Source organism: Caulobacter sp. DWP3-1-3b2 (genome assembly GCF_049896325.1).
GTDB lineage: Bacteria > Pseudomonadota > Alphaproteobacteria > Caulobacterales > Caulobacteraceae > Caulobacter.
This window is the reverse complement of sequence record NZ_JAFCUB010000005.1, coordinates 160,824-180,599: the sequence shown is the minus strand read 5'-3', so window position 1 is coordinate 180,599 and position 19,776 is coordinate 160,824. Positions and strand designations below refer to the sequence as shown.

General features: G+C 63.6%; 30 protein-coding genes and 2 pseudogenes. 30 read left to right on the top strand and 2 right to left on the bottom strand.

Translation table 11 applies throughout. The annotated features are described in order from the left end of the window. Nucleotides 1–74: 74 nt before the first annotated feature. Nucleotides 75–1,265, top strand: a complete 1,191-nt coding sequence (gene tuf, locus ACP7AG_RS05875; RefSeq protein WP_426030128.1) for an elongation factor Tu — start codon at nucleotides 75–77, stop codon at nucleotides 1,263–1,265. 210 nt (nucleotides 1,266–1,475) lie between these two features. Here the strand turns inward: tuf and ACP7AG_RS05870 are convergent. After that, nucleotides 1,476–2,474: pseudogene (locus tag ACP7AG_RS05870) on the bottom strand (NAD(P)/FAD-dependent oxidoreductase). 325 nt (nucleotides 2,475–2,799) lie between these two features. On the opposite strand from ACP7AG_RS05870, the gene ACP7AG_RS05865 reads away from it, so the two are divergent. Continuing rightward, entirely contained in the window at nucleotides 2,800–3,639 is an 840-nt protein-coding gene (locus ACP7AG_RS05865) for a GIN domain-containing protein (protein WP_426011822.1), read from the top strand. Nucleotides 3,640–3,728: 89 nt separating this feature from the next. On the opposite strand, the gene ACP7AG_RS05860 is transcribed toward ACP7AG_RS05865, so the two are convergent. Then, nucleotides 3,729–4,490, bottom strand: a complete 762-nt coding sequence (locus ACP7AG_RS05860) for a hypothetical protein (RefSeq protein WP_426030126.1) — start codon at nucleotides 4,488–4,490, stop codon at nucleotides 3,729–3,731. Nucleotides 4,491–5,068: 578 nt separating this feature from the next. Here ACP7AG_RS05860 and ACP7AG_RS05855 point away from each other — a divergent pair. The 28 genes and pseudogenes from ACP7AG_RS05855 to rplQ all read left to right on the top strand — a co-directional run. Beyond that, a pseudogene (locus ACP7AG_RS05855) lies at nucleotides 5,069–5,168 on the top strand (hypothetical protein); the annotation flags it as partial. A gap of 13 nt (nucleotides 5,169–5,181) precedes the next feature. Next, a complete protein-coding gene (gene rpsJ / locus ACP7AG_RS05850; RefSeq protein WP_004616952.1) occupies nucleotides 5,182–5,490 on the top strand; it encodes a 30S ribosomal protein S10 in 309 nt (102 codons plus the stop codon). A gap of 14 nt (nucleotides 5,491–5,504) precedes the next feature. Beyond that, complete coding sequence (gene rplC / locus ACP7AG_RS05845) at nucleotides 5,505–6,275, top strand: 50S ribosomal protein L3 (protein ID WP_426030125.1); 771 nt, start codon at nucleotides 5,505–5,507, stop codon at nucleotides 6,273–6,275. Beyond that, nucleotides 6,275–6,913: a 50S ribosomal protein L4 gene (gene rplD / locus ACP7AG_RS05840; protein WP_426011819.1), complete on the top strand. Its 639-nt coding sequence runs from the start codon at nucleotides 6,275–6,277 to the stop codon at nucleotides 6,911–6,913. Before rplC ends, rplD begins: the two co-directional genes overlap by 1 nt. After that, the gene (locus tag ACP7AG_RS05835) at nucleotides 6,913–7,209 is read left to right on the top strand and encodes a 50S ribosomal protein L23 (protein WP_419251732.1); all 297 of its coding nucleotides are present in this window, start codon (nucleotides 6,913–6,915) and stop codon (nucleotides 7,207–7,209) included. The genes rplD and ACP7AG_RS05835 overlap by 1 nt, the downstream gene beginning before the upstream one ends. A gap of 4 nt (nucleotides 7,210–7,213) precedes the next feature. Then, a complete protein-coding gene (gene rplB, locus ACP7AG_RS05830; RefSeq protein WP_426011818.1) occupies nucleotides 7,214–8,053 on the top strand; it encodes a 50S ribosomal protein L2 in 840 nt (279 codons plus the stop codon). 3 nt (nucleotides 8,054–8,056) lie between these two features. Beyond that, the gene (rpsS, locus tag ACP7AG_RS05825; RefSeq protein WP_007662753.1) at nucleotides 8,057–8,335 is read left to right on the top strand and encodes a 30S ribosomal protein S19; all 279 of its coding nucleotides are present in this window, start codon (nucleotides 8,057–8,059) and stop codon (nucleotides 8,333–8,335) included. 3 nt (nucleotides 8,336–8,338) lie between these two features. After that, entirely contained in the window at nucleotides 8,339–8,719 is a 381-nt protein-coding gene (gene rplV, locus ACP7AG_RS05820) for a 50S ribosomal protein L22 (protein ID WP_007662752.1), read from the top strand. Then, nucleotides 8,719–9,468 carry a 30S ribosomal protein S3 gene (gene rpsC / locus ACP7AG_RS05815; protein ID WP_426011817.1) on the top strand — a complete coding sequence of 250 codons (750 nt, stop codon included), beginning with the start codon at nucleotides 8,719–8,721 and terminating at the stop codon, nucleotides 9,466–9,468. Before rplV ends, rpsC begins: the two co-directional genes overlap by 1 nt. A gap of 12 nt (nucleotides 9,469–9,480) precedes the next feature. After that, nucleotides 9,481–9,921, top strand: coding sequence for a 50S ribosomal protein L16 (rplP, locus tag ACP7AG_RS05810; protein WP_426011816.1), 441 nt, complete (start codon nucleotides 9,481–9,483; stop codon nucleotides 9,919–9,921). Beyond that, on the top strand, nucleotides 9,918–10,112 hold the full coding sequence (gene rpmC / locus ACP7AG_RS05805) for a 50S ribosomal protein L29 (protein ID WP_035049361.1): 195 nt from the start codon (nucleotides 9,918–9,920) through the stop codon (nucleotides 10,110–10,112). The genes rplP and rpmC overlap by 4 nt, the downstream gene beginning before the upstream one ends. A 10-nt stretch (nucleotides 10,113–10,122) precedes the next feature. Continuing rightward, complete coding sequence (gene rpsQ, locus ACP7AG_RS05800; RefSeq protein ID WP_426030124.1) at nucleotides 10,123–10,362, top strand: 30S ribosomal protein S17; 240 nt, start codon at nucleotides 10,123–10,125, stop codon at nucleotides 10,360–10,362. A 17-nt stretch (nucleotides 10,363–10,379) separates the two neighbouring features. Beyond that, the gene (gene rplN, locus ACP7AG_RS05795; RefSeq protein ID WP_007662742.1) at nucleotides 10,380–10,748 is read left to right on the top strand and encodes a 50S ribosomal protein L14; all 369 of its coding nucleotides are present in this window, start codon (nucleotides 10,380–10,382) and stop codon (nucleotides 10,746–10,748) included. Further along, nucleotides 10,748–11,062: a 50S ribosomal protein L24 gene (gene rplX / locus ACP7AG_RS05790; RefSeq protein ID WP_426011814.1), complete on the top strand. Its 315-nt coding sequence runs from the start codon at nucleotides 10,748–10,750 to the stop codon at nucleotides 11,060–11,062. The genes rplN and rplX overlap by 1 nt, the downstream gene beginning before the upstream one ends. Further along, nucleotides 11,055–11,612 carry a 50S ribosomal protein L5 gene (gene rplE, locus ACP7AG_RS05785; RefSeq protein WP_426011813.1) on the top strand — a complete coding sequence of 186 codons (558 nt, stop codon included), beginning with the start codon at nucleotides 11,055–11,057 and terminating at the stop codon, nucleotides 11,610–11,612. The genes rplX and rplE overlap by 8 nt, the downstream gene beginning before the upstream one ends. 21 nt (nucleotides 11,613–11,633) lie before the next feature. Beyond that, complete coding sequence (gene rpsN, locus ACP7AG_RS05780) at nucleotides 11,634–11,939, top strand: 30S ribosomal protein S14 (RefSeq protein WP_007662736.1); 306 nt, start codon at nucleotides 11,634–11,636, stop codon at nucleotides 11,937–11,939. Nucleotides 11,940–11,949: 10 nt separating this feature from the next. Then, nucleotides 11,950–12,348, top strand: coding sequence for a 30S ribosomal protein S8 (gene rpsH, locus ACP7AG_RS05775; protein ID WP_012285676.1), 399 nt, complete (start codon nucleotides 11,950–11,952; stop codon nucleotides 12,346–12,348). An 18-nt stretch (nucleotides 12,349–12,366) separates the two neighbouring features. Next, entirely contained in the window at nucleotides 12,367–12,900 is a 534-nt protein-coding gene (gene rplF / locus ACP7AG_RS05770; protein ID WP_426030123.1) for a 50S ribosomal protein L6, read from the top strand. Between the two features lie 3 nt (nucleotides 12,901–12,903). Then, the gene (gene rplR / locus ACP7AG_RS05765) at nucleotides 12,904–13,260 is read left to right on the top strand and encodes a 50S ribosomal protein L18 (protein ID WP_426011811.1); all 357 of its coding nucleotides are present in this window, start codon (nucleotides 12,904–12,906) and stop codon (nucleotides 13,258–13,260) included. A 13-nt stretch (nucleotides 13,261–13,273) separates the two neighbouring features. Continuing rightward, a complete protein-coding gene (rpsE, locus tag ACP7AG_RS05760; protein WP_426011810.1) occupies nucleotides 13,274–13,879 on the top strand; it encodes a 30S ribosomal protein S5 in 606 nt (201 codons plus the stop codon). 3 nt (nucleotides 13,880–13,882) lie between these two features. Further along, a complete protein-coding gene (rpmD, locus tag ACP7AG_RS05755) occupies nucleotides 13,883–14,068 on the top strand; it encodes a 50S ribosomal protein L30 (protein ID WP_426011809.1) in 186 nt (61 codons plus the stop codon). A 125-nt stretch (nucleotides 14,069–14,193) separates the two neighbouring features. Then, on the top strand, nucleotides 14,194–14,679 hold the full coding sequence (rplO, locus tag ACP7AG_RS05750) for a 50S ribosomal protein L15 (protein ID WP_426011808.1): 486 nt from the start codon (nucleotides 14,194–14,196) through the stop codon (nucleotides 14,677–14,679). Nucleotides 14,680–14,950: 271 nt separating this feature from the next. After that, nucleotides 14,951–16,309: a preprotein translocase subunit SecY gene (gene secY, locus ACP7AG_RS05745; RefSeq protein WP_426011807.1), complete on the top strand. Its 1,359-nt coding sequence runs from the start codon at nucleotides 14,951–14,953 to the stop codon at nucleotides 16,307–16,309. Nucleotides 16,310–16,454: 145 nt separating this feature from the next. Continuing rightward, complete coding sequence (locus ACP7AG_RS05740; protein ID WP_426030122.1) at nucleotides 16,455–17,024, top strand: adenylate kinase; 570 nt, start codon at nucleotides 16,455–16,457, stop codon at nucleotides 17,022–17,024. A 174-nt stretch (nucleotides 17,025–17,198) separates the two neighbouring features. Next, a complete protein-coding gene (rpsM, locus tag ACP7AG_RS05735) occupies nucleotides 17,199–17,567 on the top strand; it encodes a 30S ribosomal protein S13 (RefSeq protein ID WP_422179256.1) in 369 nt (122 codons plus the stop codon). Between the two features lie 13 nt (nucleotides 17,568–17,580). Further along, nucleotides 17,581–17,970, top strand: a complete 390-nt coding sequence (gene rpsK / locus ACP7AG_RS05730) for a 30S ribosomal protein S11 (protein WP_007662706.1) — start codon at nucleotides 17,581–17,583, stop codon at nucleotides 17,968–17,970. Between the two features lie 75 nt (nucleotides 17,971–18,045). Beyond that, nucleotides 18,046–19,062, top strand: a complete 1,017-nt coding sequence (locus tag ACP7AG_RS05725) for a DNA-directed RNA polymerase subunit alpha (protein WP_426011805.1) — start codon at nucleotides 18,046–18,048, stop codon at nucleotides 19,060–19,062. Between the two features lie 198 nt (nucleotides 19,063–19,260). After that, nucleotides 19,261–19,674: a 50S ribosomal protein L17 gene (gene rplQ / locus ACP7AG_RS05720; protein ID WP_426011804.1), complete on the top strand. Its 414-nt coding sequence runs from the start codon at nucleotides 19,261–19,263 to the stop codon at nucleotides 19,672–19,674. The last annotated feature ends 102 nt before the right edge of the window (nucleotides 19,675–19,776 follow it).

Below are 19,776 nucleotides of genomic sequence, written 5' to 3'. Positions count from 1 at the left end.
AACCCCAGCAATTCCCATTCAATTTGAGGCCCCCCCACTTTTCTGAGGGGAATGGGGTCCTAAGGTAGAGAAAAATGGCCAAGGAAAAGTTCGAACGTAACAAGCCGCACTGCAACATCGGCACCATCGGTCACGTTGACCATGGCAAGACGACGCTGACGGCCGCGATCACGATCACGCTGGCCAAGCAAGGCGGCGCCAAGGCGATGAACTACGCCGACATCGACGCCGCGCCGGAAGAAAAGGCCCGCGGCATCACGATCAACACCGCGCACGTGGAATATGAGACGAAGAACCGTCACTACGCCCACGTCGACTGCCCCGGCCACGCCGACTATGTGAAGAACATGATCACCGGCGCCGCCCAGATGGACGGCGCGATCCTGGTGGTCTCGGCCGCCGACGGCCCGATGCCCCAGACCCGCGAGCACATCCTGCTGGCCCGTCAGGTCGGCGTGCCGGCCCTGGTCGTCTACATGAACAAGGTCGACCTGGTCGATGACGAAGAGCTGCTCGAGCTGGTCGAGATGGAAGTGCGCGAGCTGCTTTCGTCCTATGACTTCCCGGGCGACGACATTCCGATCACCAAGGGTTCGGCCAAGGTCGCGATCGACGGCGGCAACCCCGTTGTGGGCGAGCAGTCGATCCTGGCGCTGATGCAGACGGTCGACGACTACATCCCGCAACCGGCCCGTCCTCTGGACCTGCCGTTCCTGATGCCGGTCGAAGACGTGTTCTCGATCTCGGGCCGCGGCACCGTGGTCACGGGCCGGATCGAAAAGGGCATCGTCAAGGTCGGTGAAGAAGTCGAGATCGTCGGCATCCGCCCGGTCCAGAAGACGACCTGCACCGGCGTCGAAATGTTCCGCAAGCTGCTCGACCAAGGTCAGGCCGGCGACAATGTGGGCGTGCTGCTGCGCGGCACCAAGCGCGAAGACGTCGAGCGCGGCCAGGTTCTCTGCAAGCCCGGCTCGATCACCCCGCACACCAAGTTCGTGGCCGAGGCCTATATCCTGACCAAGGAAGAAGGCGGTCGTCACACCCCGTTCTTCACCAACTATCGCCCGCAGTTCTACTTCCGCACCACGGACGTCACCGGGATCATCAAGCTGCGCGAAGGCGTGGAAATGATCATGCCGGGCGACAACGCCGAGCTGGACGTCGAGCTGATCACCCCGATCGCCATGGACCAGGGCCTGCGCTTCGCCATCCGCGAAGGCGGCCGCACGGTCGGCGCCGGCGTCGTGGCCAAGATCGTCGAATAGTCTCGACGCTCTAGGCTTCGGCTGAGATTGCGAAGGCCCCGGGGGAAACCCCGGGGCCTTTTGCTTTACCAAGTTCCCCCCCCACAGGGGGAGGTGTCGGCCAAGCCGACGGCGGGGGGAGTCTTTAAAAAGCGCCGCCTCCCGGACCCCAAGTCCCCAAACCTCCCCCCACCGGTCGCTACGCGACCACCTCCCCCACAGGGGGAGGACCTAGGCCGCCGTCACCGGCTCCGCCAGATACGCGTGGATCGCCGTCGCCACCTGCGCCCCTTCACCCACCGCCTCGGCGACCCGCTTGAGCGATCCCGCCCGCACGTCGCCGATCGCGAACACGCCGTGGCGGTTGGTCTGCAGCACCGGGGTCCCGGGCGACAGGTCCGGACCCGTGCGCACGAAGTCGTGGTTGTCGAACTCGACATGGCGCTGGGCCAGCCAGGCGGTGTTGGGCTGGGCGCCGATGAACAGGAAGAGATGGCTGATCGGGCTGCAATGTTGCTCGCCGGTGTCCAGGTGGCGGCAGTGCATGGCGCTGAGCTGGCCGTCCTCACCATCCAGCTGGATGATCTCGCTGCGGGTCAGCACCTCGATATTGGGCGCGCTCTCGATGCGGTCGATCAGGTAGCGCGACATGCTGGCGTGCAGGCTTTCGCCGTGCATCACCATCCGTACCTTGGCGACCTGGCTGGTTAGATAGACCGCCGCCTGGCCCACCGATTTGCCGGCCCCAACCAGCGCCACCTCCTGGCCCGCGCATAGCTTGGCCTCGAGCGGCGAGGCCCAATAATGCACCGAGCTGCCCTCGAACTGGTCGAGATTGGCGACCTCCAGCCGCCGGTAACGCGCGCCGCTGGCGATCACCACGGCCTTGGCCTGGGTGGTCTCGCCGCTGGTCAGCTGCAGGTGATAGCCGGTGCTTTCGCCATCACAGTCGAGCGTCGCCACCTCGTCGGAGACCGCCAGATTGGCGCCGAACTTCTGGGCCTGGTTTTAGGCCCAGGCCATCAGGGCCATGCCAGAGACGCCGGTGGGAAAACCTAGATAGTTCTCGATCCACGCCGAGGCGCCCGCCTGGCCGCCGAGCGCCCGGGTGTCGAGCACCAGAACCGACAGGCCTTCGGAGGCCGCGTACACCGCGGTGGCCAAGCCCGCCGGACCGGCTCCGACCACAGCGACGTCGTAGTTCCGGTCTGGATCCAGCTTGCCGACCATGCCGAGGTCGCCGAACCGGCGGATGCGATCGATCTCCTCCGGCGTCAGGCGGGGAAACATCTGGTCGCGGCGGGTGTCGATGATGGTGGCCATGGGGACAGAGTGCGTCAGGCAAACGTTGAGGTCATCTTCAACGTGCCGGCCGTCCCGTTGGCGACGACCGACGCGGCGACGCGCCCACCTGCAAGGCGGTCTCGGCGGCTTGGCGCCGCGACCGCGACCTTGGCAAGATCATGACATCAGGGTCATGACCTCGAATTAAGTCGTTTCTCGATAAGGGCCCGGCTAACTTTCCCTCAACAAACCATTCGTTCGAGGGACTTCCATGCGCGCACTTCTGATCCTGGCCGCCGGCGCCGCTGCTCTTGGCTTTGCCGGAGCCGCCCAAGCCGACCCGTCCGTGAAGATCAAGGACGCCGTCGCCCGGGTGGTGGTGATCCCCGAAGCCCGCGGAGACGTGAAGGTCGAATTTCTGACCACCAACCAGAACCTGCCGCTCACCGTTCGCCAGAACGGCTCGGAGACCATCGTCGACGGAGGCCTGAGGATGAACCGCATCAATGGCTGCAACTCGGTGATGGGCAGTCTGACGGTCCACGTGCGCGGGGTCGGCGACGTGAAGTGGGAAGACATGCCGCAGATCGTCATCCGCACGCCGATGAACGCCGAGATCGCCGCCGCCGGCGCGGTGTTCGGCAGCGTCGGTCGCACCGACAAGCTGGAACTGGCCAACGCCGGCTGCGGCGATTGGACGGTCGCCAACGTCAAGGGCAAACTGGAACTGAGCCAGGCGGGCTCGGGCGACACCAAGGCCGGCAGCGCCGGCTCGGCCGAGATCAATATCGCCGGCTCGGGCGACGTGAAGACTCAGGAGATCGGCGGCGATCTGGAGGTCAATATCGCCGGCTCGGGCGGGGTGAACACTGCTAGCGTCGCGGGGGCCATCGACGCCAACATCGCCGGCTCCGGCGACGTGACCATCCTGGGCGGCCGCGCGCGGTCGGTGGATGTCAGCATAATGGGCTCGGGCGACGTCGACTTCGGCGGGGTGGCCGGCAAGGTCGATGTGTCGGTGGCCGGTTCGGGCGACGTGCGCATCGCCAAGGCCGAGGGTCCGGTCAGCAAGTCGGTCGCCGGCTCTGGCGACGTGATCATCGGTCGCTAGACGACGCTCTATATATAGAGAGGGCGAAACGCCCCGGAGCCTGAGCTCCGGGGCGTCCCTTTGTCCGCTGGTGACCAACGGTGTCCGTGTTAGCGGACGCCGAAGCCAAACAGGCTGTCGGCGTCGATCAGGTCGGCGCCGGCCGCGTCGCGGGCCTTCAGGCTGCCGCCGAAGGTGTAGCGGAAGCCCACCTTCACGGCGTCGGCCTTCAGGTCGGCCAGGTCTTCGGATTCGGTGTGGGTGTACTTGCCGAAGGTCGACCAGCCGGTGTTGGCGAACTTGTATTCCCCGCCGGCATTGACGTCCCAGATGTCGGCGTTGAAGCCGGCGTCGGCGTCGAGCTTGGAATAGCCGGCGCCCACGTCCAGACGGAAGTCGTCCGAGACGAAGTAGCGGGCTTCACCGCGCACGGCGTACAGGTCGGCGTCCAGGTCGTTCGACTGGCCATAGGCGACCAGGCCGTTCAGCGTGACGTTGGTAAAGTACTTGCTGGCTTCAGCGCCGACGGCCCAGAGGGTGTCGTTCGACGGACGCGACAGGGCCGCGAAGCCGCCGACGCGAACGGTGTCGCCGACCTTGGTGGTCAGGTGAGCGGCGGTGGAGGCGACGGTCTCGTCGCTGATGTCGTTGTCGTTGACCGTGACGGCGCCGTTCAGGGTCACGGTCCAGGCGCCGGTCGGGATGGCGACGTTGCCGTCGACCTTGACCGAGGTGCCGTTGGCGTCGCCAAAGCCGGTGTCGATGTCGGTATAGTTCACGGCGGCGCCGACCGAGCCGATGTTCTGGGCGAAGGCTGGGGCGGAGACGGCCAGCGCCAGGACGGCGGCGGCGGCAAAGAGTTGGGTCTTCATAGTGGGTAATCCCCTTACTGTGTGGCCTCGATCGGCGGGCGGTCGTTTTGGGGAGGGCCGCCCGTCCGTCGAGGAGGGGCGGATTTATGGAGCTTCGGCTGGGTTCACAACCCGCGCCCAGTGGGTGAGCGGCGAATTGATGCAGTTTTGTGACACTTGCGGTGACGGGCTGGCGTACCCTACGCCTAAGCGCGCACGTTCATGCCTCCTCTTCTCAAGCAGGACGCACGTTTCGTCCGACAGCGCTATTTGTCGCCTCGCGTTCCCAAACTCCCTCCATCCTGGCGAAATCCGGGACCCAAGCCGTGGCGCGGGCCTTCTTGCGAGCGAGCGATCAAACTCAGCTTTGGTCTCGGCCTTCGCCGGGGATGAGGGGAGGAGAGGGGCCCTTGGCCTGTCTCCCCAACGTCGCCCAAAACCGGCCCCGAACCGCTTGACGAAACCGATTCTGGCACGTAAAAGCCCCACTCTGTTGGATCGGCTGTGAACTTTCGGGTTCAAACGCGGTCCGCGAACGACTTCGAGCAGCGCCTTTTGGGGCGCAGTTTTCAGTCACCGGCCCTAGCGGGTGACCGCCGGGGCCTATTTGTTTTGCGGACGCTGCGTGCGGAGTTCTCTCTTTGGAGGGGTTCCGGGTTGGTCTTTGAAATGGTTCGAGACGCGGGCGCAGCCCACTAGGAAACCGAGCGATATGGATCGTCAGAACATCCGCATCCGGCTCAAGGCCTTCGATCACCGCGTGTTGGATCATTCCACGCGCGAGATCGTCAATACGGCCAAGCGCACGGGTGCGACGGTACGGGGTCCTATCCCCCTGCCCACGCTTATCGAGAAATTCACCGTCAACCGCTCGCCGCACGTCGACAAGAAGTCGCGCGAGCAGTTCGAGATCCGTACGCACAAGCGCGTCCTCGACATCGTTGATCCGACTCCGCAGACCGTGGACGCGCTGATGAAGCTCGACCTCTCGGCCGGCGTCGACGTCGAAATCAAGCTGTAAGGAGAGCCGAACAGATGACTCTCCCCGCACAACGCACAGGCGTTCTCGCCAAGAAGCTGGGCATGACCCGGTTCTTTGACGAAGCCGGACAGCACATCCCCGTCACCGTCCTTTCGCTGGACGGCTGCCAGGTGACGGCCCAGCGCACGGTCGAGAAGGACGGTTACACCGCCCTGCAACTCGGCGCCGGCGCCAAGAAGCCGAAGAACACCCCGAACGCCATGCGCGGTCACTTCGCCAAGAACTCGGTCGAGCCCAAGCGGGTCGTCGCCGAATTCCGCGTTGATGAAGCCGCCCTGATCGAAGTGGGCGCGGAATTCACCGCCGACCACTACGTCGCTGGCCAGAAGGTCGATATCCAAGGCGTCACCGTCGGTAAGGGTTTCGCCGGCGCCATGAAGCGTTGGAACTTCGGCGGTCTGCGCGCTACCCACGGCGTCTCGGTCTCGCACCGTTCGCACGGCTCGACTGGCCAACGCCAGGATCCGGGTCGTACGTTCAAGGGCAAGAAGATGGCCGGTCACCTGGGTCAGGAAACCGTCACCACCCTGAACGTCACCGTCTGGAAAGTGGACGTTGAGCGCGGCCTTATCTTGGTCAAGGGCGCCGTCCCTGGCTCGGAAGGCTCGTACGTCAAGGTTCGCGACGCGATCAAGAAGGCCGCTCCGGCCGATCTGCCGCGTCCGGGCGCCTTCCGTTCGGCTGGCGCAGCTCCGGCCGAGGCCGCTGCTGAAACCCCCGCTGAAGAAACCTCCGCGGCGACGACCGAAGAGGGCGAAGGCTAATGAAACTCGACGTCATCAATCTGGACGGCGGCAGCGCTGGCTCCGTTGATCTCGACGACGCCATCTTTGGCATCGCCGACATCCGCAGTGACATCCTGCAACGCGTCGTCACCTGGCAGCTGGCCAAGCGCCGCTCCGGGAACCACAAGATTCAGGTTCGCAACGAGGTCTCTCGTACGGGCAAGAAGATGTACAAGCAAAAGGGCACCGGCTCGGCTCGTCACGGTTCGCGCCGTGCGGCTCAATTCGTCGGCGGCGCCAAGGCTCACGGCCCCGTCGTGCGTAGTCACGCGTTCGATCTTCCCAAGAAGATCCGCGCCATGGCTCTGCGCCACGCTCTGTCGTCAAAGGCCAAGGCCGGCTCGATCATCGTGCTGGATAACGTGGCTCTGACCGATCCGAAGACGGCCGCCCTGCGCGCCAACTTCGACAAGATGGGCCTGAAGAACGCCCTGGTCATCGCGGGTCCGGAAGTGGACGGTAACTTCAAGCTCGCCGCCCGCAACATTCCGAACATCGACGTGCTGCCGAACGCCGGCCTGAACGTCTATGACGTGCTGCGTCGCCATACCCTGGTCCTCACCAAGGACGCGGTGGAAGCGATCTCGGCGCGCTTCGCTGAGAAGGAAGCCGCGTAATGGCCGCTACCGCCCGCCACTACGACACGATCCTGTCGCCGGTGATCACCGAGAAGGCCACCCTGCTCAGCGAGCAGAACAAGGTTGTCTTCCGGGTGTCCGCCGATGCGTCGAAGGACGAAATCGCCGCCGCAGTCGAAGAGCTGTTCAAGGTCAAGGTCACCAAGGTCAACACCATGGTTACCAAGGGCAAGACCAAGCGCTTCCGCGGCATCATCGGACGCCGTTCCGATGTCAAAAAAGCCATCGTGACCCTGGCCGAAGGCCAGTCGATCGACATCACGACGGGGCTCTAACCAGATGGCCTTGAAGCATTATAATCCGACTAGCCCGGGCCAACGCGGCCTGGTGCTGATCGACCGCAGCGAGCTCCACAAGGGCCGCCCGGAAAAGAAGCTGGTTGAAGGTCTGACCAAGTCGGGCGGCCGTGGCGGCAATGGCCGCATCGCGGTTCGCTTCCGGGGCGGCGGCGCCAAGCGTCTTTACCGTCTGGTCGACTTCAAACGTCGCAAGCAAGGCACGGCCACCGTCGTTCGCCTTGAATATGATCCGAACCGCACCGCCTTCATCGCCCTGATCAAGTATCAGGAAGATGGTGAGCTCTCCTACATCCTGGCCCCGCAGCGCCTCAAGGCCGGTGACGAAGTTGTCACCGCCGACAAGGTCGACGTGAAGCCGGGTAACAGCTCGCCGCTGCGGACGATGCCGATCGGCACGATCATCCACAATGTCGAGCTCAAGCCCGCCAAGGGTGGCCAGATCGCGCGTTCGGCTGGCGCCTATGCCCAGCTGGTCGGTCGTGACGCCGGTTACGCCCAGATCCGTCTGAACTCGGGCGAGCTGCGCATGGTGCTCGACACCTGCCTGGCCACCGTGGGCGCCGTGTCGAACCCGGACCACTCGAACCAGAACCTCGGCAAGGCCGGTCGCGTTCGCCACATGGGCCGTCGTCCTCACGTTCGTGGCGTCGCCATGAACCCGGTCGATCACCCCCACGGCGGCGGCGAAGGCCGTACCTCCGGCGGTCGTAACCCGGTGACCCCGGCCGGTAAGCCGACCAAGGGCGCCAAGACCCGCGTCAACAAGGCCACGGACAAATATATCATCCGTTCGCGCCACAAAGCGAAAAAGGGCCGCTAAGCCATGACCCGCTCCGTCTGGAAAGGCCCGTTTGTCGACGGGTACCTCCTGAAGAAAGCCGATGTCGCCCTGGCGTCGGGCCGCAAGGATGTGATCAAGACCTGGTCGCGTCGCTCGACCATCATGCCGCAGTTCGTCGGCCTGGTGTTTGGCGTGCACAACGGTCACAAGCACATCCCCGTCTCCGTGTCGGAAGACATGGTCGGCATGAAGTTCGGTGAGTTCGCACCCACCCGCAGCTTCCCCGGCCACGCCGCCGACAAGAAGGCGAAGAGGAAGTAGGCCATGAGCCAAGCTAAACAAGCTCGCCGCCTGCCGGCCAACGAGGCGATGTGCAAGGTTCGTACCCTGCGCACCAGCGCTCGCAAGCTGAACCTGGTCGCCCAGTCCATTCGTGGTCTGAACGTCCAGCGCGCTCTGAACGAGCTCGAATTCAGCCACAAGCGTATCGCTCAGGATGTCCGCAAGGCGCTGTACTCGGCCATTTCCAACGCCGAGAACAACCACAACCTCGACATCGACTCGCTGGTCGTCGCCGAGGCCTATGTGGGCAAGAATCTGGTTATGAAGCGCTTCTCGCCCCGCGCCCGCGGCCGTGCGACGCGCGTTGAAAAGCCGTTCTCCGAGATCACCATCGTGGTCCGCGAACTGGGTGAGGCCGCCTAATGGGTCAGAAAGTCAATCCAGTCGGGCTGCGGCTCGGCATCAATCGTACCTGGGACAGCCGTTGGTTCGCCGACGGCGCCCAGTACGGCAAGCTTCTTCATCAGGACCTCGCGGTCCGCACGATGCTGAAGAAGCGCCTGTATCTCGCCGGCGTGTCGCGCATCATCATCGAGCGTCCGCACAAGAAGTGCCGCGTCACGATCTATGCGGCGCGTCCCGGCGTGATCATCGGCAAGAAGGGCGCCGACATCGACAAGCTCCGCAAGGACCTGTCGGTGATGACCGAAGGCGAGGTTCACCTGAACATCGTCGAGATCCGCAAGCCCGAAACCGACGCCCAGCTGGTGGCCGAGTCCATCGCCCAGCAGCTTGAGCGCCGTATCGCCTTCCGTCGCGCCATGAAGCGGTCGATCCAATCGGCCGTTCGTCTTGGCGCCAAGGGCATCCGCATCAACGTGTCGGGTCGCCTCGGCGGCGCTGAAATCGCGCGGATGGAATGGTATCGCGAAGGTCGCGTGCCGCTCCACACCCTGCGTGCTGACATCGACTACGGTTTCGCGGAAGCCAAGACCACCTACGGCATCATCGGCGTGAAGACCTGGATCTTCAAAGGCGAAGTGCTGGACCACGACCCGATGGCGCTCGACAAGCGTCTCGCCACTGAATCCGGCCCGGCCGGCGAAGGTGGCGGACGCGAGCGCGGCGATCGTCCCGACCGGGGTGATCGCGGCCGTCGCGATCGGGGCTAAGGATAGAGCGCTATGCTGTCACCGAAAAAAACCAAGTTCCGCAAGCAGTTCAAGGGCCGTATCCACGGCACTTCGAAGGGCGGCACCCTGCTGAATTTCGGCTCCTACGGCCTCAAGGCCGTTGAGCCGGAGCGCATCACGGCGCGTCAGATCGAAGCGGCTCGCCGCGCGATCACTCGCCAGATGAAGCGTCAAGGCCGTGTCTGGATCCGTATCTTCCCCGACGTGCCGGTCACCGGCAAGCCGGCCGAAGTCCGGATGGGTAAGGGCAAGGGCGCCGTCGACCACTGGGCCGCTCGCGTGGCTCCGGGTCGCATCATGTTCGAAATCGACGGCGTGCCGGACGATGTCGCCCGCGAAGCGCTGCGCCTCGGCGCGGCCAAGCTGCCGATCCGTACCCGTGTCGTCACCCGCATCGACGCTGGTGCGGCTCTGGAGGCCGAAGCGGCATGACCAAGATTGCTGATATCCGGGGCATGACGCCTGACCAACTCGCCGAGCAGTTGCTCAGCCTCAAGAAGGAGCAGTTCAACCTGCGCTTCCAGGCCGCGACCGGTCAGGTGGAAAAGACCCACCGCGTTGGCGAGATCCGCAAGGACATCGCCCGCATCAAGACCGTGCTGCGCGCCAAGGCCGCGGCTTAAGGAGAACGATATGCCCAAGCGTATCCTCGAGGGTCTCGTCGTCTCCGATAAGGGCGACAAGACCGTAGTGGTCAAGGTTGAACGGACCATCGTTCACCCCTTGCTGAAGAAGATCGTGCGTCGGTCCAAGAAGTACCACGCACACGATGAGAGCAACTCGTACAAGGCTGGTGAAGTCGCCCGCATCGTCGAATGTGCTCCGAAGTCAAAGCTGAAGACCTGGGAAGTCCTTCCCAAGGTCTCGGCTTAATCTGGAAGGTTTGAACCATGATCCAGATGCAAACTAACCTGGAAGTCGCCGACAACTCCGGCGCTCGCCGGGTCATGTGCATCAAGGTGCTGGGTGGGGCGGGTCGCCGCTACGCCAGCGTCGGTGACGTGATCGTCGTGTCCGTGAAGGAAGCCATTCCTCGTGGCCGCGTGAAGAAGGGTGACGTGCTTCGCGCCGTCGTCGTTCGGGTCAACCAAGGCATGAAGCGCAAGGACGGGTCGCTGATCCGTTTTGACAAGAACGCCGCGGTCATCGTCAACAAGCAGAGCGAGCCGGTCGGCACGCGGATCTTCGGCCCGGTTCCTCGTGAACTGCGCGCGAAGAACCACATGAAGATCATCTCCCTCGCCCCCGAGGTGCTGTAATGGCTGCCAAGATCAAAAAGGGCGACCGCGTTGTCGTCCTGGCCGGCAAGGACAAGGGCAAGCAAGGCGCTGTGACCCAGGTCATCGTCAAGGCGAACCGGGTCCTGGTGCAAGGCGTGAACCTCGTTCAACGCCACACCAAGGCCACCCAAGCCGATCCGCAAGGCGGCATCAAGAGCAAGGAAGCCGCGCTGCACGTCTCGAACGTCGCCATCGTGGATTCCAACGGCAAACCCACCCGCGTCGGCTTCAAGGTTGAAGGCGACAAGAAGGTGCGTTTCGCCAAGACCACGGGCGAGGTGATCAATGGTTGATCAAGCTTACGAGCCGCGGCTGAAGTCCGAATATCGCGCGCGCATCCGCGCCGCTTTGAAGGAACAGTTCGCGTACACCAACGAAATGCAGATCCCCAAGCTGGACAAGATCGTCCTGAACATGGGCATCGGCGAAGCTGTGGCCGACTCCAAGAAGGCCCAGACCGCGCTGAAGGATCTGATGGCCATCGCTGGCCAGAAGCCGGTCCCCACGAAGGCCCGCAAGTCGATCGCCGGCTTCAAGCTGCGCGAAGGCATGGTGGTCGGCGCGAAGGTGACCCTCCGCAAGGACAAGATGTACGAGTTCCTCGACCGTCTGGTCACGATCGCGCTGCCGCGCGTGAAGGACTTCCGCGGTCTGAACGGCAAGAGCTTCGACGGTCGTGGCAACTACGCCATGGGCCTGAAGGAGCACCTGGTGTTCCCGGAAATCAACTATGACCAGATTGAACAGATCTGGGGCATGGACATCATCGTCTGCACCACTGCGAAGACCGATCAGGAAGCCAAGGCTCTCCTGAAGGAATTCCAGTTCCCGTTCACGAATTAAGAGCGGGCAGGGAAAAGCACCATGGCAAAGAAAAGCGCTGTAAATCGCAACCTCGCGGTCAAGGCCCTCGTCAAGCAGTATGCCAGCAAGCGCGTCGCGCTGAAGGCGATCGCCAATGACGAAAGCCTGCCGCTCGAAGAACGCTTCGAAGCCCGCCTGAAGCTCGCGAAGCTTCCGCGCAGCTCGTCCGCCGTTCGCATTCGTAACCGATGCGAAGTGACGGGCCGCCCGCGCGCCTATTATCGCAAGCTGAAGATGAGCCGGATTGCGCTCCGCGAGCTTGGCTCGTCGGGCCAGATCCCCGGCCTCGTCAAGTCGAGCTGGTGAGGACGATCAGATGTCGATGAACGATCCCCTGAGCGATATGATCGCTCGCATCAAGAACGCCGCCACGCGCAAGCGCGCCAAGGTCGCGACGCCAGCTTCGAAGCTGCGCGCCCGCGTCCTAGACGTGCTGGCCGACGAAGGCTACATCCGCGGTTATTCGCTCGTGGAAAAGCCCGGCGCGTTCCCCGAATTCGAGATCGAGCTCAAGTATTTTGACGGTGAGCCCGTGATCGCCGAAATCGCACGCGTGTCCAAGCCGGGCCGCCGCGTCTATTCGTCGATCAAGGACCTGAAGCCGATCAAGAACGGCCTTGGTATCTCGATCCTTTCGACGCCGAAGGGCGTCATGTCGGACTCCGCCGCCCGCGACGCTAATGTCGGTGGCGAAGTCCTCTGCCGCGTCTACTAGGCGCGGGAGGGAAAAAACATGTCACGGATCGGTAAGAAAGCCGTCGCGATTCCCTCGGGCGTGAATATCACGCTCGACGGGCAGACCGTCACGGTGAAGGGCCCCAAGGGTCAGCTCTCCTGGACCATCGCGGAAGAGGTCACCATCAGCCAGGAAGGTTCCGACCTTCTGCTGGTGGCCCGCGATGACAGCAAGCGCGCCAAGTCGATGTGGGGTCTGTCCCGCACGCTGGTCGCCAACATGGTGCAAGGCGTCACCACTGGCTTCGAGGAAACCCTCGAGCTGGTAGGCGTTGGTTATCGCGCCGCGATGAAGGGCGACGCGCTCTCCATCCAGCTCGGTTTCTCCCACGATGTGAACGTCGAGCCTCCGGCTGGCGTCACCTTCGCTGTGCCCAAGCAGACCGAAATCAAGATCGCCGGCGCTGACAAGCAGGCGGTCGGCGAGATTGCCGCGAAAATTCGCCGCATTCGTCCGCCCGAGCCCTACAAGGGTAAAGGCGTGCGGTATGCTGGCGAAAAGGTTCGCCGCAAGGAAGGCAAGAAGAAGTAAGCCATGGCGCTCTCACCTCGCGAATCCGCCGTGCGTCGTGCCCAACGCACCCGCACCCGCCTCAAGGCCCTGTCCAATGGTCGACCGCGTCTGTCGGTCTTCCGTTCGTCCAAGAACATCTACGCCCAGGTCATCGATGATGAACGCGGCGTGACCTTGGCCTCGGCTTCCACCCTCGAGGGGGAAGCCGCGACCAAGGGGGCGGACAGGGACGCGGCCGCCCTGGTCGGCAAGCTCGTCGCCGAACGCGCCATCGAAAAAGGCGTCAAGGACGTCGTCTTCGATCGCGGCGGCTATATATTCCACGGTCGGGTGAAAGCCCTGGCCGACGCCGCGCGCGAAGCCGGCCTGAATTTCTAAGGGAAATCACAGCATGGCTCGTGGTGATCAACAGCGTGGAGACGGCGGCCCCAATCGTGGCCGTCGCGACCGCAACGCCCCGGAAGAGCGGGCCGACAGCGACATCGTCGAAAAGCTCGTCCACATCAACCGCGTCGCCGCCACCGTTAAGGGCGGCCGTCGCTTCAGCTTCGCTGCTCTTATGGTCGTTGGCGACCAAAAGGGTCGCGTCGGGTTCGGTCATGGCAAGGCGCGTGAAGTGCCGGAAGCCATCCGCAAGGCGACCGAGGAAGCCAAGAAGACCATGGTTCGCGTTCCCCTGCGGGAATCGCGCACCTTGCACCACGACGGCTACGGCCGTTGGGGCGCTGGCAAGATCATGATGCGCGCCGCCCCTCCCGGCACGGGCGTCATCGCCGGTGGTCCGATGCGCGCGGTTCTCGAGACCCTGGGCGTCCAGGACGTCGTGGCCAAGTCGACGGGTTCCAGCAACCCGTACAACATGGTTCGCGCCACGTTCGAGGCCCTGAAGGTTCAATCGTCGCCTCGCCAGATCGCCGCCAAGCGCGGCAAGAAGGTTGGCGACATTCTCGGCCGCCGCGCCGACGGAGCCTCGGCTCCGGACGCCATCGAGGGCTAAGACATGGCTGAAGCAAAAACCGTCAAGGTTCGCCAAACCGGCAGCCCGATCCGTCGCAACGCCGTTCAGCGCGCCACGCTGACCGGCTTGGGTCTCAACAAGCTGGGACGCGAGTCCGAGTTGGAAGACACCCCTTCGGTTCGCGGCATGATCCGCAAGGTTGCGCACCTGCTGGAAATCGTCGAGTAGTTCTGCTACGAGACGTCGAAATCGCCACCCCGGTGAAAGCCGGGGTGGTTTTCGTTTGAAGATTCTATCGTTTGAAAGCCGAGTCCGGCCGCTGGCCGGGCGCAGATCTCCAAGGAGAGGCACACATGACCAAGCTTAATGAACTGGCTCCGGCCCCAGGTTCGACCAAGGGCCGCATGCGCGTCGGCCGCGGCCCGGGTTCGGGCAAGGGCAAGACCGCCGGTCGCGGCGTCAAGGGCCAGAAGGCCCGCTCGGGCGTCGCCATCGCCGGCTTCGAAGGCGGCCAGATGCCGTTGCACATGCGTATGCCTAAGCGCGGCTTCAACAACCCTTTCCGCCTCGACTTCGCCGAAGTGAACCTGTGGCGCCTGGAACAGGCCGTGGAAGCTGGCAAGTTTAAGGCCGGCGCCGAGCTTGGCGTCGCTGAACTGGTCGCGGCCGGCGTGATCCGTCGCGAACTGGACGGCGTGAAGTTGCTGGGCAAGGGCGAGATCAAGACCGCCCTCAAGCTGACCGTCTATTCGGCGACCGAAGCGGCCATCAAGGCCGTCGAAGCCGCTGGCGGTTCGGTGACCGTGACCAAGAAGGTCAAGGTTCAAGCCGAGGCCTAGAACCGTATGGTCATCCTGGACGTCCTTTCCGGGCGCCTGGGATCGCGGGGAGGGCAGGGCGGACGCCTTGCATAATTTCCTCGGTTTCCCATCGGGATGACAGAATAACGAGGCTCGCCGTGACATCACGGCGAGCCTCACCTATGTACGGCTCCGTACTTGGGTTTGGCCCGGATCGAATGATTCATTCCGATCCGCTGTCCGGCTCTGAATTATGCTTGGAGCGCACATGACCGCGGAAGCGGCGCGCGCTCTCGACGTGGGGATATGAATGGCCTCGGCCGCCGAACAACTCGCAGCCAACATGAACTTCGGGTCCTTCCAGAAGGCCACCGAACTTCACAAGCGCATCTGGTTCACGCTCATCGCCTTGATCGTTTATCGGCTCGGCACCTATGTGCCGATCCCGGGGATCAATCCGGAAGCCTTCGCCGCGGCCTTCGCCGGCCAGTCGAAGGGCATCTTGGGGATGTTCAACATGTTCTCGGGCGGCGCGGTTCAGCGCATGGCCGTGTTCTCGCTGAACGTCATGCCCTACATCAGCGCCTCGATCATCGTGCAGCTGATGGGCTCGGTGTATCCGCCGTGGGAAAAGCTGAAAAAGGAAGGCGGCGAAGCCGGCCGCAAGACCCTCAACCAGTACACTCGCTACCTGGCGGTCGTGCTGGCCGTGGTGCAGTCGTTCTCGATCGCTATCGGCTTGCAGAGCCAGGCTGGCATGGTGGTGGGCGGCATCGCCCCGGCGTTCTTCGTCGTCTCCACCGTTGTCGCCCTGACCGGCGGCACTCTGTTCCTGATGTGGCTGGGCGAGCAGATCACCAGCCGCGGCGTCGGCAACGGCGTCTCGCTGATCATTTTCACTGGCATTGTCTCGGCCCTGCCGCGCGCCGTGATCCAGATGTTCACCCAGGTTCAGACCGGGTCGATGTCGGGCTTCGCCTTGCTCGCCGTCGCCATCCTGGCCGTGGCGGTGATCTTCTTCATCGTCTTCGTCGAACGCTCTCAGCGCCGGATCCTGATCCATTACCCCAAGCGTCAGCAGGGTAACCGGATGATCGGTGGCGACACCTCGTTTATCCCGCTGAAGCTGAACACCGCCGGGGTGATCCCGCCGATCTTCGCCTCCAGCCTGTTGCTGCTGCCGACCACGGCCATGGGCTTCCTGGCCACCGCCAACCTGCCGAGCTGGGCCCAGTGGCTGCCGACCGCGGTCGGCGCCCTGCAGCACGGCCAGCCGCTGTTCATGGTGCTCTACGCCACCCTGATCATCTTCTTCTCGTTCTTCTACACCTCCGTGGTGTTCAACCCTGAGGAGACGGCCGAGAACCTGCGCAAGTACGGCGGCTTCATGCCGGGCATCCGTCCAGGCAAGCGCACGGCGGAATATCTGGACTACGTCCTGACCCGCTTGACCGTGATCGGCGCGGCCTACATCACCGCCGTCTGCGTGCTGCCGGAGCTGATGATGAACAGCATGGGCCCGACCAAGTTCACCTTGGGCGGCACCTCGATCCTGATCGTCGTGACCGTGACCATGGACACGGTCGCCCAGATTCAGTCGCATCTGCTGGCCCACCAGTACGAAGGTCTGATCAAGAAGTCGAAGTTGCGCGGCGGCAAGGGGCGCTAAGCCCCACCCCTAAAACGGGGCCGACGCGACGGAAGGCCAGAAAGCGGAAGCCGGTTTGTCACAAACCGGCTTCCGTTTTTGCTGAACCCACTCTAGGTCTGACGGACACGGGCGGCAGACTCGTGGACACGCGGGAAATGCATTGATGAACTTGATCCTGTTCGGGCCGCCTGCGGCGGGGAAGGGCACACAGGCCAAGCGCTTGGTCGAGGAGCGTGGCATGGTTCAGCTCTCAACCGGCGACATGCTGCGCGCCGCCATCGCCTCGGGCTCGGAGCTGGGCGTGGCGGTCAAGGACGTACTGGCCCGGGGCGCCCTGGTTCCCGACGACATCGTGATTGCCCTGATCGAGCAGCGCCTGCCAGAGGCGGAAGCCGCCGGTGGCGCCATCTTCGACGGTTTCCCCCGCACCGTGCCTCAGGCGCAGGCTCTGGACGCCATGCTGGCCAAGCGGGGCCAGAAGATCGACTCCGTTCTCCGACTCAAGGTAGACGAGCCGGCGCTCATCGCGCGGATCAGCAAGCGATTCGCCGAGCAGAGTCGCCCCGATGACAATCCGGAAGTGTTTGTGACGCGCCTGGCGGCCTACAACGCCCAGACTGCGCCGCTGCTTCCCTACTATCGCGAGCAAGGAAAGCTCACGGAACTGGATGGCATGGCTTCCGTGGAAACGGTCGCCGGCTCCATCGACGCCGCGCTTTCGGTCGTGGCTTAAGACTTCGTTGGAATCCTTTCATTCGATCGGATTCCGCCATTGACGGATGCGCAACTATCCCTATAACGGGGCGCTTCCGCGAAAGGGCGCGATCTGTGCGCGCCGGACTGGGTCGTAAGACCGGGCCGGGCGCGCCGTTCGCGTCTTTAGTGCGTGACTAGGAGAACATTAGACGTGGCCCGTATTGCAGGCGTCAACATTCCGACGAACAAGCGCGTTTTGATCGCGCTTCAGTATATTCATGGCATTGGCCAGAAGTCCGCTCGTGACATCGTCACGAAGGTGGGCATCGATGACGCCCGCCGGGTCAACCAGCTGACCGACGCCGAAGTGCTTTCGATCCGTGAAACGATCGACAAGGACTTCACCGTCGAAGGCGACCTGCGCCGCGAAAATTCGATGAACATCAAGCGCTTGATGGACCTGGCCTGCTATCGCGGCCTGCGTCACCGTAAGGGCCTGCCGGTCCGCGGTCAGCGCACCCACACCAATGCCCGCACCCGCAAGGGCCCGGCCAAGCCGATCGCCGGCAAGAAGAAGTAAGGCAGCCTGAACGATGGCCAAGGAACCGGCACGCGTTAAAAAGCGCGAACGCAAGAACATCACCTCGGGCGTGGCGCACGTGAACGCCTCGTTCAACAACACCATGATCACCATCACCGACGCTCAGGGAAACACTATTTCCTGGTCGAGCGCCGGCGCGATGGGCTTCAAGGGCTCGCGCAAGTCGACCCCGTATGCCGCTCAAATGGCTGCGGAAGACGCTGGCAAGAAGGCCGCTGAACACGGTGTGAAGACCCTCGAGGTCAACGTGTCGGGTCCGGGTTCGGGCCGTGAGTCCGCCCTGCGCGCCCTTCAGGCCGCCGGCATGACCATTACGACGATCCGCGACGTGACGCCGATTCCGCACAACGGCTGCCGTCCGCCCAAGCGTCGACGCGTCTAGTATTTTTACTATCCTATTCTCCATCGCCGGCTGCGAGATTCGCGGCCGGCGAGCCGCGTTCAAGGGATCGACCACGTGATCGAAAGAAACTGGAACGAGCTGATCCGTCCTGAGAAGCCGCAAATCGAGACTGGCGCCGACGCGACCCGCAAGGCTCGTATCGTGGCTGAGCCGCTCGAACGCGGCTTTGGCGTGACGCTCGGCAACGCTCTCCGCCGTGTCCTGCTATCCTCGCTGCAGGGCGCCGCCGTCACCGCCATTCAGATTGATGGTGTCGTGCACGAATTCTCCTCGCTCGAAGGCGTCCGCGAGGACGTCGTCGATATCGTTCTGAACATCAAGCAACTGGCCGTGCGCATGCACGCCGAGGGCCCGAAGCGCATGACGCTGCGCGCCACCGGCCCCGGCCCGGTGACCGCTGGTCAAATCGAAACGCCTTCGGACATCGAAATCCTGAACCCCGACCACGTCCTCTGCACTCTGGACGACGGCGCTTCGGTACGCATGGAGTTCACGGTCAACACCGGCAAGGGCTATGTCCCCGCCGAGAAGAACCGTCCGGAAGATGCGCCGATCGGCCTGATCGCCGTCGACGCCCTGTACTCGCCGGTCAAGCGCGTCGCCTACCGTGTCGAGCCCACCCGTCAAGGCCAGTCGCTCGACTATGACAAGCTGATCCTGGAAGTGGAAACCAACGGCGCCGTTACGCCGGTGGACGCGGTGGCCTACGCCGCCCGCATCCTGCAAGACCAGCTGCAGATCTTCATCACCTTCGAAGAGCCCAAGGCCAAGACCGCCGACGAGGCCAAGCCGGAACTGCCGTTTAACCCGGCGCTCCTGAAGAAGGTCGATGAGCTGGAACTGTCGGTTCGTTCGGCCAACTGCCTGAAGAACGACAACATCGTCTACATCGGCGACCTGATCCAGAAGACCGAAGCCGAGATGCTCCGCACCCCGAACTTCGGCCGCAAGTCCTTGAACGAAATCAAGGAAGTGCTGGCCGGCATGGGTCTGCACCTGGGCATGGACGTGCCAAACTGGCCGCCCGAAAACATCGAAGACCTGGCCAAGAAGTTCGAAGACCAGATCTAAGACCAAGTACGCGTATCGCGCCTAATCCGGGCCGCTCGTCATCCTTTCGGGATGGCGGGCGGCCTGGGCCTTTTGAAGCCGCAACAGCGGTGGAGGGTCCCGGCGCTTCGTTCTGACCCTGGCAGGGACACAGCTGGGATTGGTGACAATCAGCGCTCTTGATGCGCAACAGCGGGCCACGGCCCAGGAGACACTACAATGCGTCACGGTAAGGCTCACCGTAAGCTCGGTCGTACGTCCGCTCACCGCACCGCCATGTTCGCCAACATGTCGGCCTCGCTGATCAAGCACGAGCAGATCGTCACCACCCTGCCCAAGGCCAAGGAACTGCGTCCCTTCGTCGAAAAGCTGGTCACCCTGGCCAAGCGCGGCGACCTGCACGCCCGTCGTCAGGCCATCAGCATCGTTCGCGACGTCGAGCAGGTCCACAAGCTGTTCGCCGCCATCGGCCCGCGTTACCAGGAACGCCAGGGCGGCTATATCCGCGTCCTGAGGGCCGGCTTCCGCTACGGCGACAACGCGCCGCTGGCCGTCATCGAATTCGTCGACCGCGACGTCTCGGCCAAGGGCAAGGACTCCGGCCCGGTGTTCTCCAACGACTCCGACGACTAAATTCCAGCGCGAGCTGGACGGAAAAGGCCCCGGAGCGATCCAGGGCCTTTTTCGTATCCTCCCCGCTTCAACGCGACGTTTGGCCCTGCACGCTTAGCGTCG

Excerpts from the sequence above, each read along its gene's own strand:
- rplD (WP_426011819.1), top strand. The coding sequence starts at position 6,275 with ATGAAACTCGACGTCATCAATCTGGACGGCGGCAGCGCTGGCTCCGTT.
- rplC (WP_426030125.1), top strand. The coding sequence starts at position 5,505 with ATGACTCTCCCCGCACAACGCACAGGCGTTCTCGCCAAGAAGCTGGGC.
- rpsE (WP_426011810.1), top strand. The coding sequence starts at position 13,274 with ATGGCTCGTGGTGATCAACAGCGTGGAGACGGCGGCCCCAATCGTGGC.
- rpsJ (WP_004616952.1), top strand. The coding sequence starts at position 5,182 with ATGGATCGTCAGAACATCCGCATCCGGCTCAAGGCCTTCGATCACCGC.
- rpmD (WP_426011809.1), top strand. The coding sequence starts at position 13,883 with ATGGCTGAAGCAAAAACCGTCAAGGTTCGCCAAACCGGCAGCCCGATC.
- rpsN (WP_007662736.1), top strand. The coding sequence starts at position 11,634 with ATGGCAAAGAAAAGCGCTGTAAATCGCAACCTCGCGGTCAAGGCCCTC.
- rpsS (WP_007662753.1), top strand. The coding sequence starts at position 8,057 with ATGACCCGCTCCGTCTGGAAAGGCCCGTTTGTCGACGGGTACCTCCTG.
- rplX (WP_426011814.1), top strand. The coding sequence starts at position 10,748 with ATGGCTGCCAAGATCAAAAAGGGCGACCGCGTTGTCGTCCTGGCCGGC.
- rplV (WP_007662752.1), top strand. The coding sequence starts at position 8,339 with ATGAGCCAAGCTAAACAAGCTCGCCGCCTGCCGGCCAACGAGGCGATG.
- ACP7AG_RS05835 (WP_419251732.1), top strand. The coding sequence starts at position 6,913 with ATGGCCGCTACCGCCCGCCACTACGACACGATCCTGTCGCCGGTGATC.
- ACP7AG_RS05860 (WP_426030126.1), bottom strand. The coding sequence starts at position 4,490 with ATGAAGACCCAACTCTTTGCCGCCGCCGCCGTCCTGGCGCTGGCCGTC.
- secY (WP_426011807.1), top strand. The coding sequence starts at position 14,951 with ATGGCCTCGGCCGCCGAACAACTCGCAGCCAACATGAACTTCGGGTCC.
- ACP7AG_RS05740 (WP_426030122.1), top strand. The coding sequence starts at position 16,455 with ATGAACTTGATCCTGTTCGGGCCGCCTGCGGCGGGGAAGGGCACACAG.
- rplN (WP_007662742.1), top strand. The coding sequence starts at position 10,380 with ATGATCCAGATGCAAACTAACCTGGAAGTCGCCGACAACTCCGGCGCT.
- rpsC (WP_426011817.1), top strand. The coding sequence starts at position 8,719 with ATGGGTCAGAAAGTCAATCCAGTCGGGCTGCGGCTCGGCATCAATCGT.
- rpsK (WP_007662706.1), top strand. The coding sequence starts at position 17,581 with ATGGCCAAGGAACCGGCACGCGTTAAAAAGCGCGAACGCAAGAACATC.
- rplR (WP_426011811.1), top strand. The coding sequence starts at position 12,904 with ATGGCGCTCTCACCTCGCGAATCCGCCGTGCGTCGTGCCCAACGCACC.
- tuf (WP_426030128.1), top strand. The coding sequence starts at position 75 with ATGGCCAAGGAAAAGTTCGAACGTAACAAGCCGCACTGCAACATCGGC.
- rplO (WP_426011808.1), top strand. The coding sequence starts at position 14,194 with ATGACCAAGCTTAATGAACTGGCTCCGGCCCCAGGTTCGACCAAGGGC.
- rplQ (WP_426011804.1), top strand. The coding sequence starts at position 19,261 with ATGCGTCACGGTAAGGCTCACCGTAAGCTCGGTCGTACGTCCGCTCAC.
- rplE (WP_426011813.1), top strand. The coding sequence starts at position 11,055 with ATGGTTGATCAAGCTTACGAGCCGCGGCTGAAGTCCGAATATCGCGCG.
- rplF (WP_426030123.1), top strand. The coding sequence starts at position 12,367 with ATGTCACGGATCGGTAAGAAAGCCGTCGCGATTCCCTCGGGCGTGAAT.
- rpsH (WP_012285676.1), top strand. The coding sequence starts at position 11,950 with ATGTCGATGAACGATCCCCTGAGCGATATGATCGCTCGCATCAAGAAC.
- rpmC (WP_035049361.1), top strand. The coding sequence starts at position 9,918 with ATGACCAAGATTGCTGATATCCGGGGCATGACGCCTGACCAACTCGCC.
- ACP7AG_RS05865 (WP_426011822.1), top strand. The coding sequence starts at position 2,800 with ATGCGCGCACTTCTGATCCTGGCCGCCGGCGCCGCTGCTCTTGGCTTT.
- rpsQ (WP_426030124.1), top strand. The coding sequence starts at position 10,123 with ATGCCCAAGCGTATCCTCGAGGGTCTCGTCGTCTCCGATAAGGGCGAC.
- rplP (WP_426011816.1), top strand. The coding sequence starts at position 9,481 with ATGCTGTCACCGAAAAAAACCAAGTTCCGCAAGCAGTTCAAGGGCCGT.
- rplB (WP_426011818.1), top strand. The coding sequence starts at position 7,214 with ATGGCCTTGAAGCATTATAATCCGACTAGCCCGGGCCAACGCGGCCTG.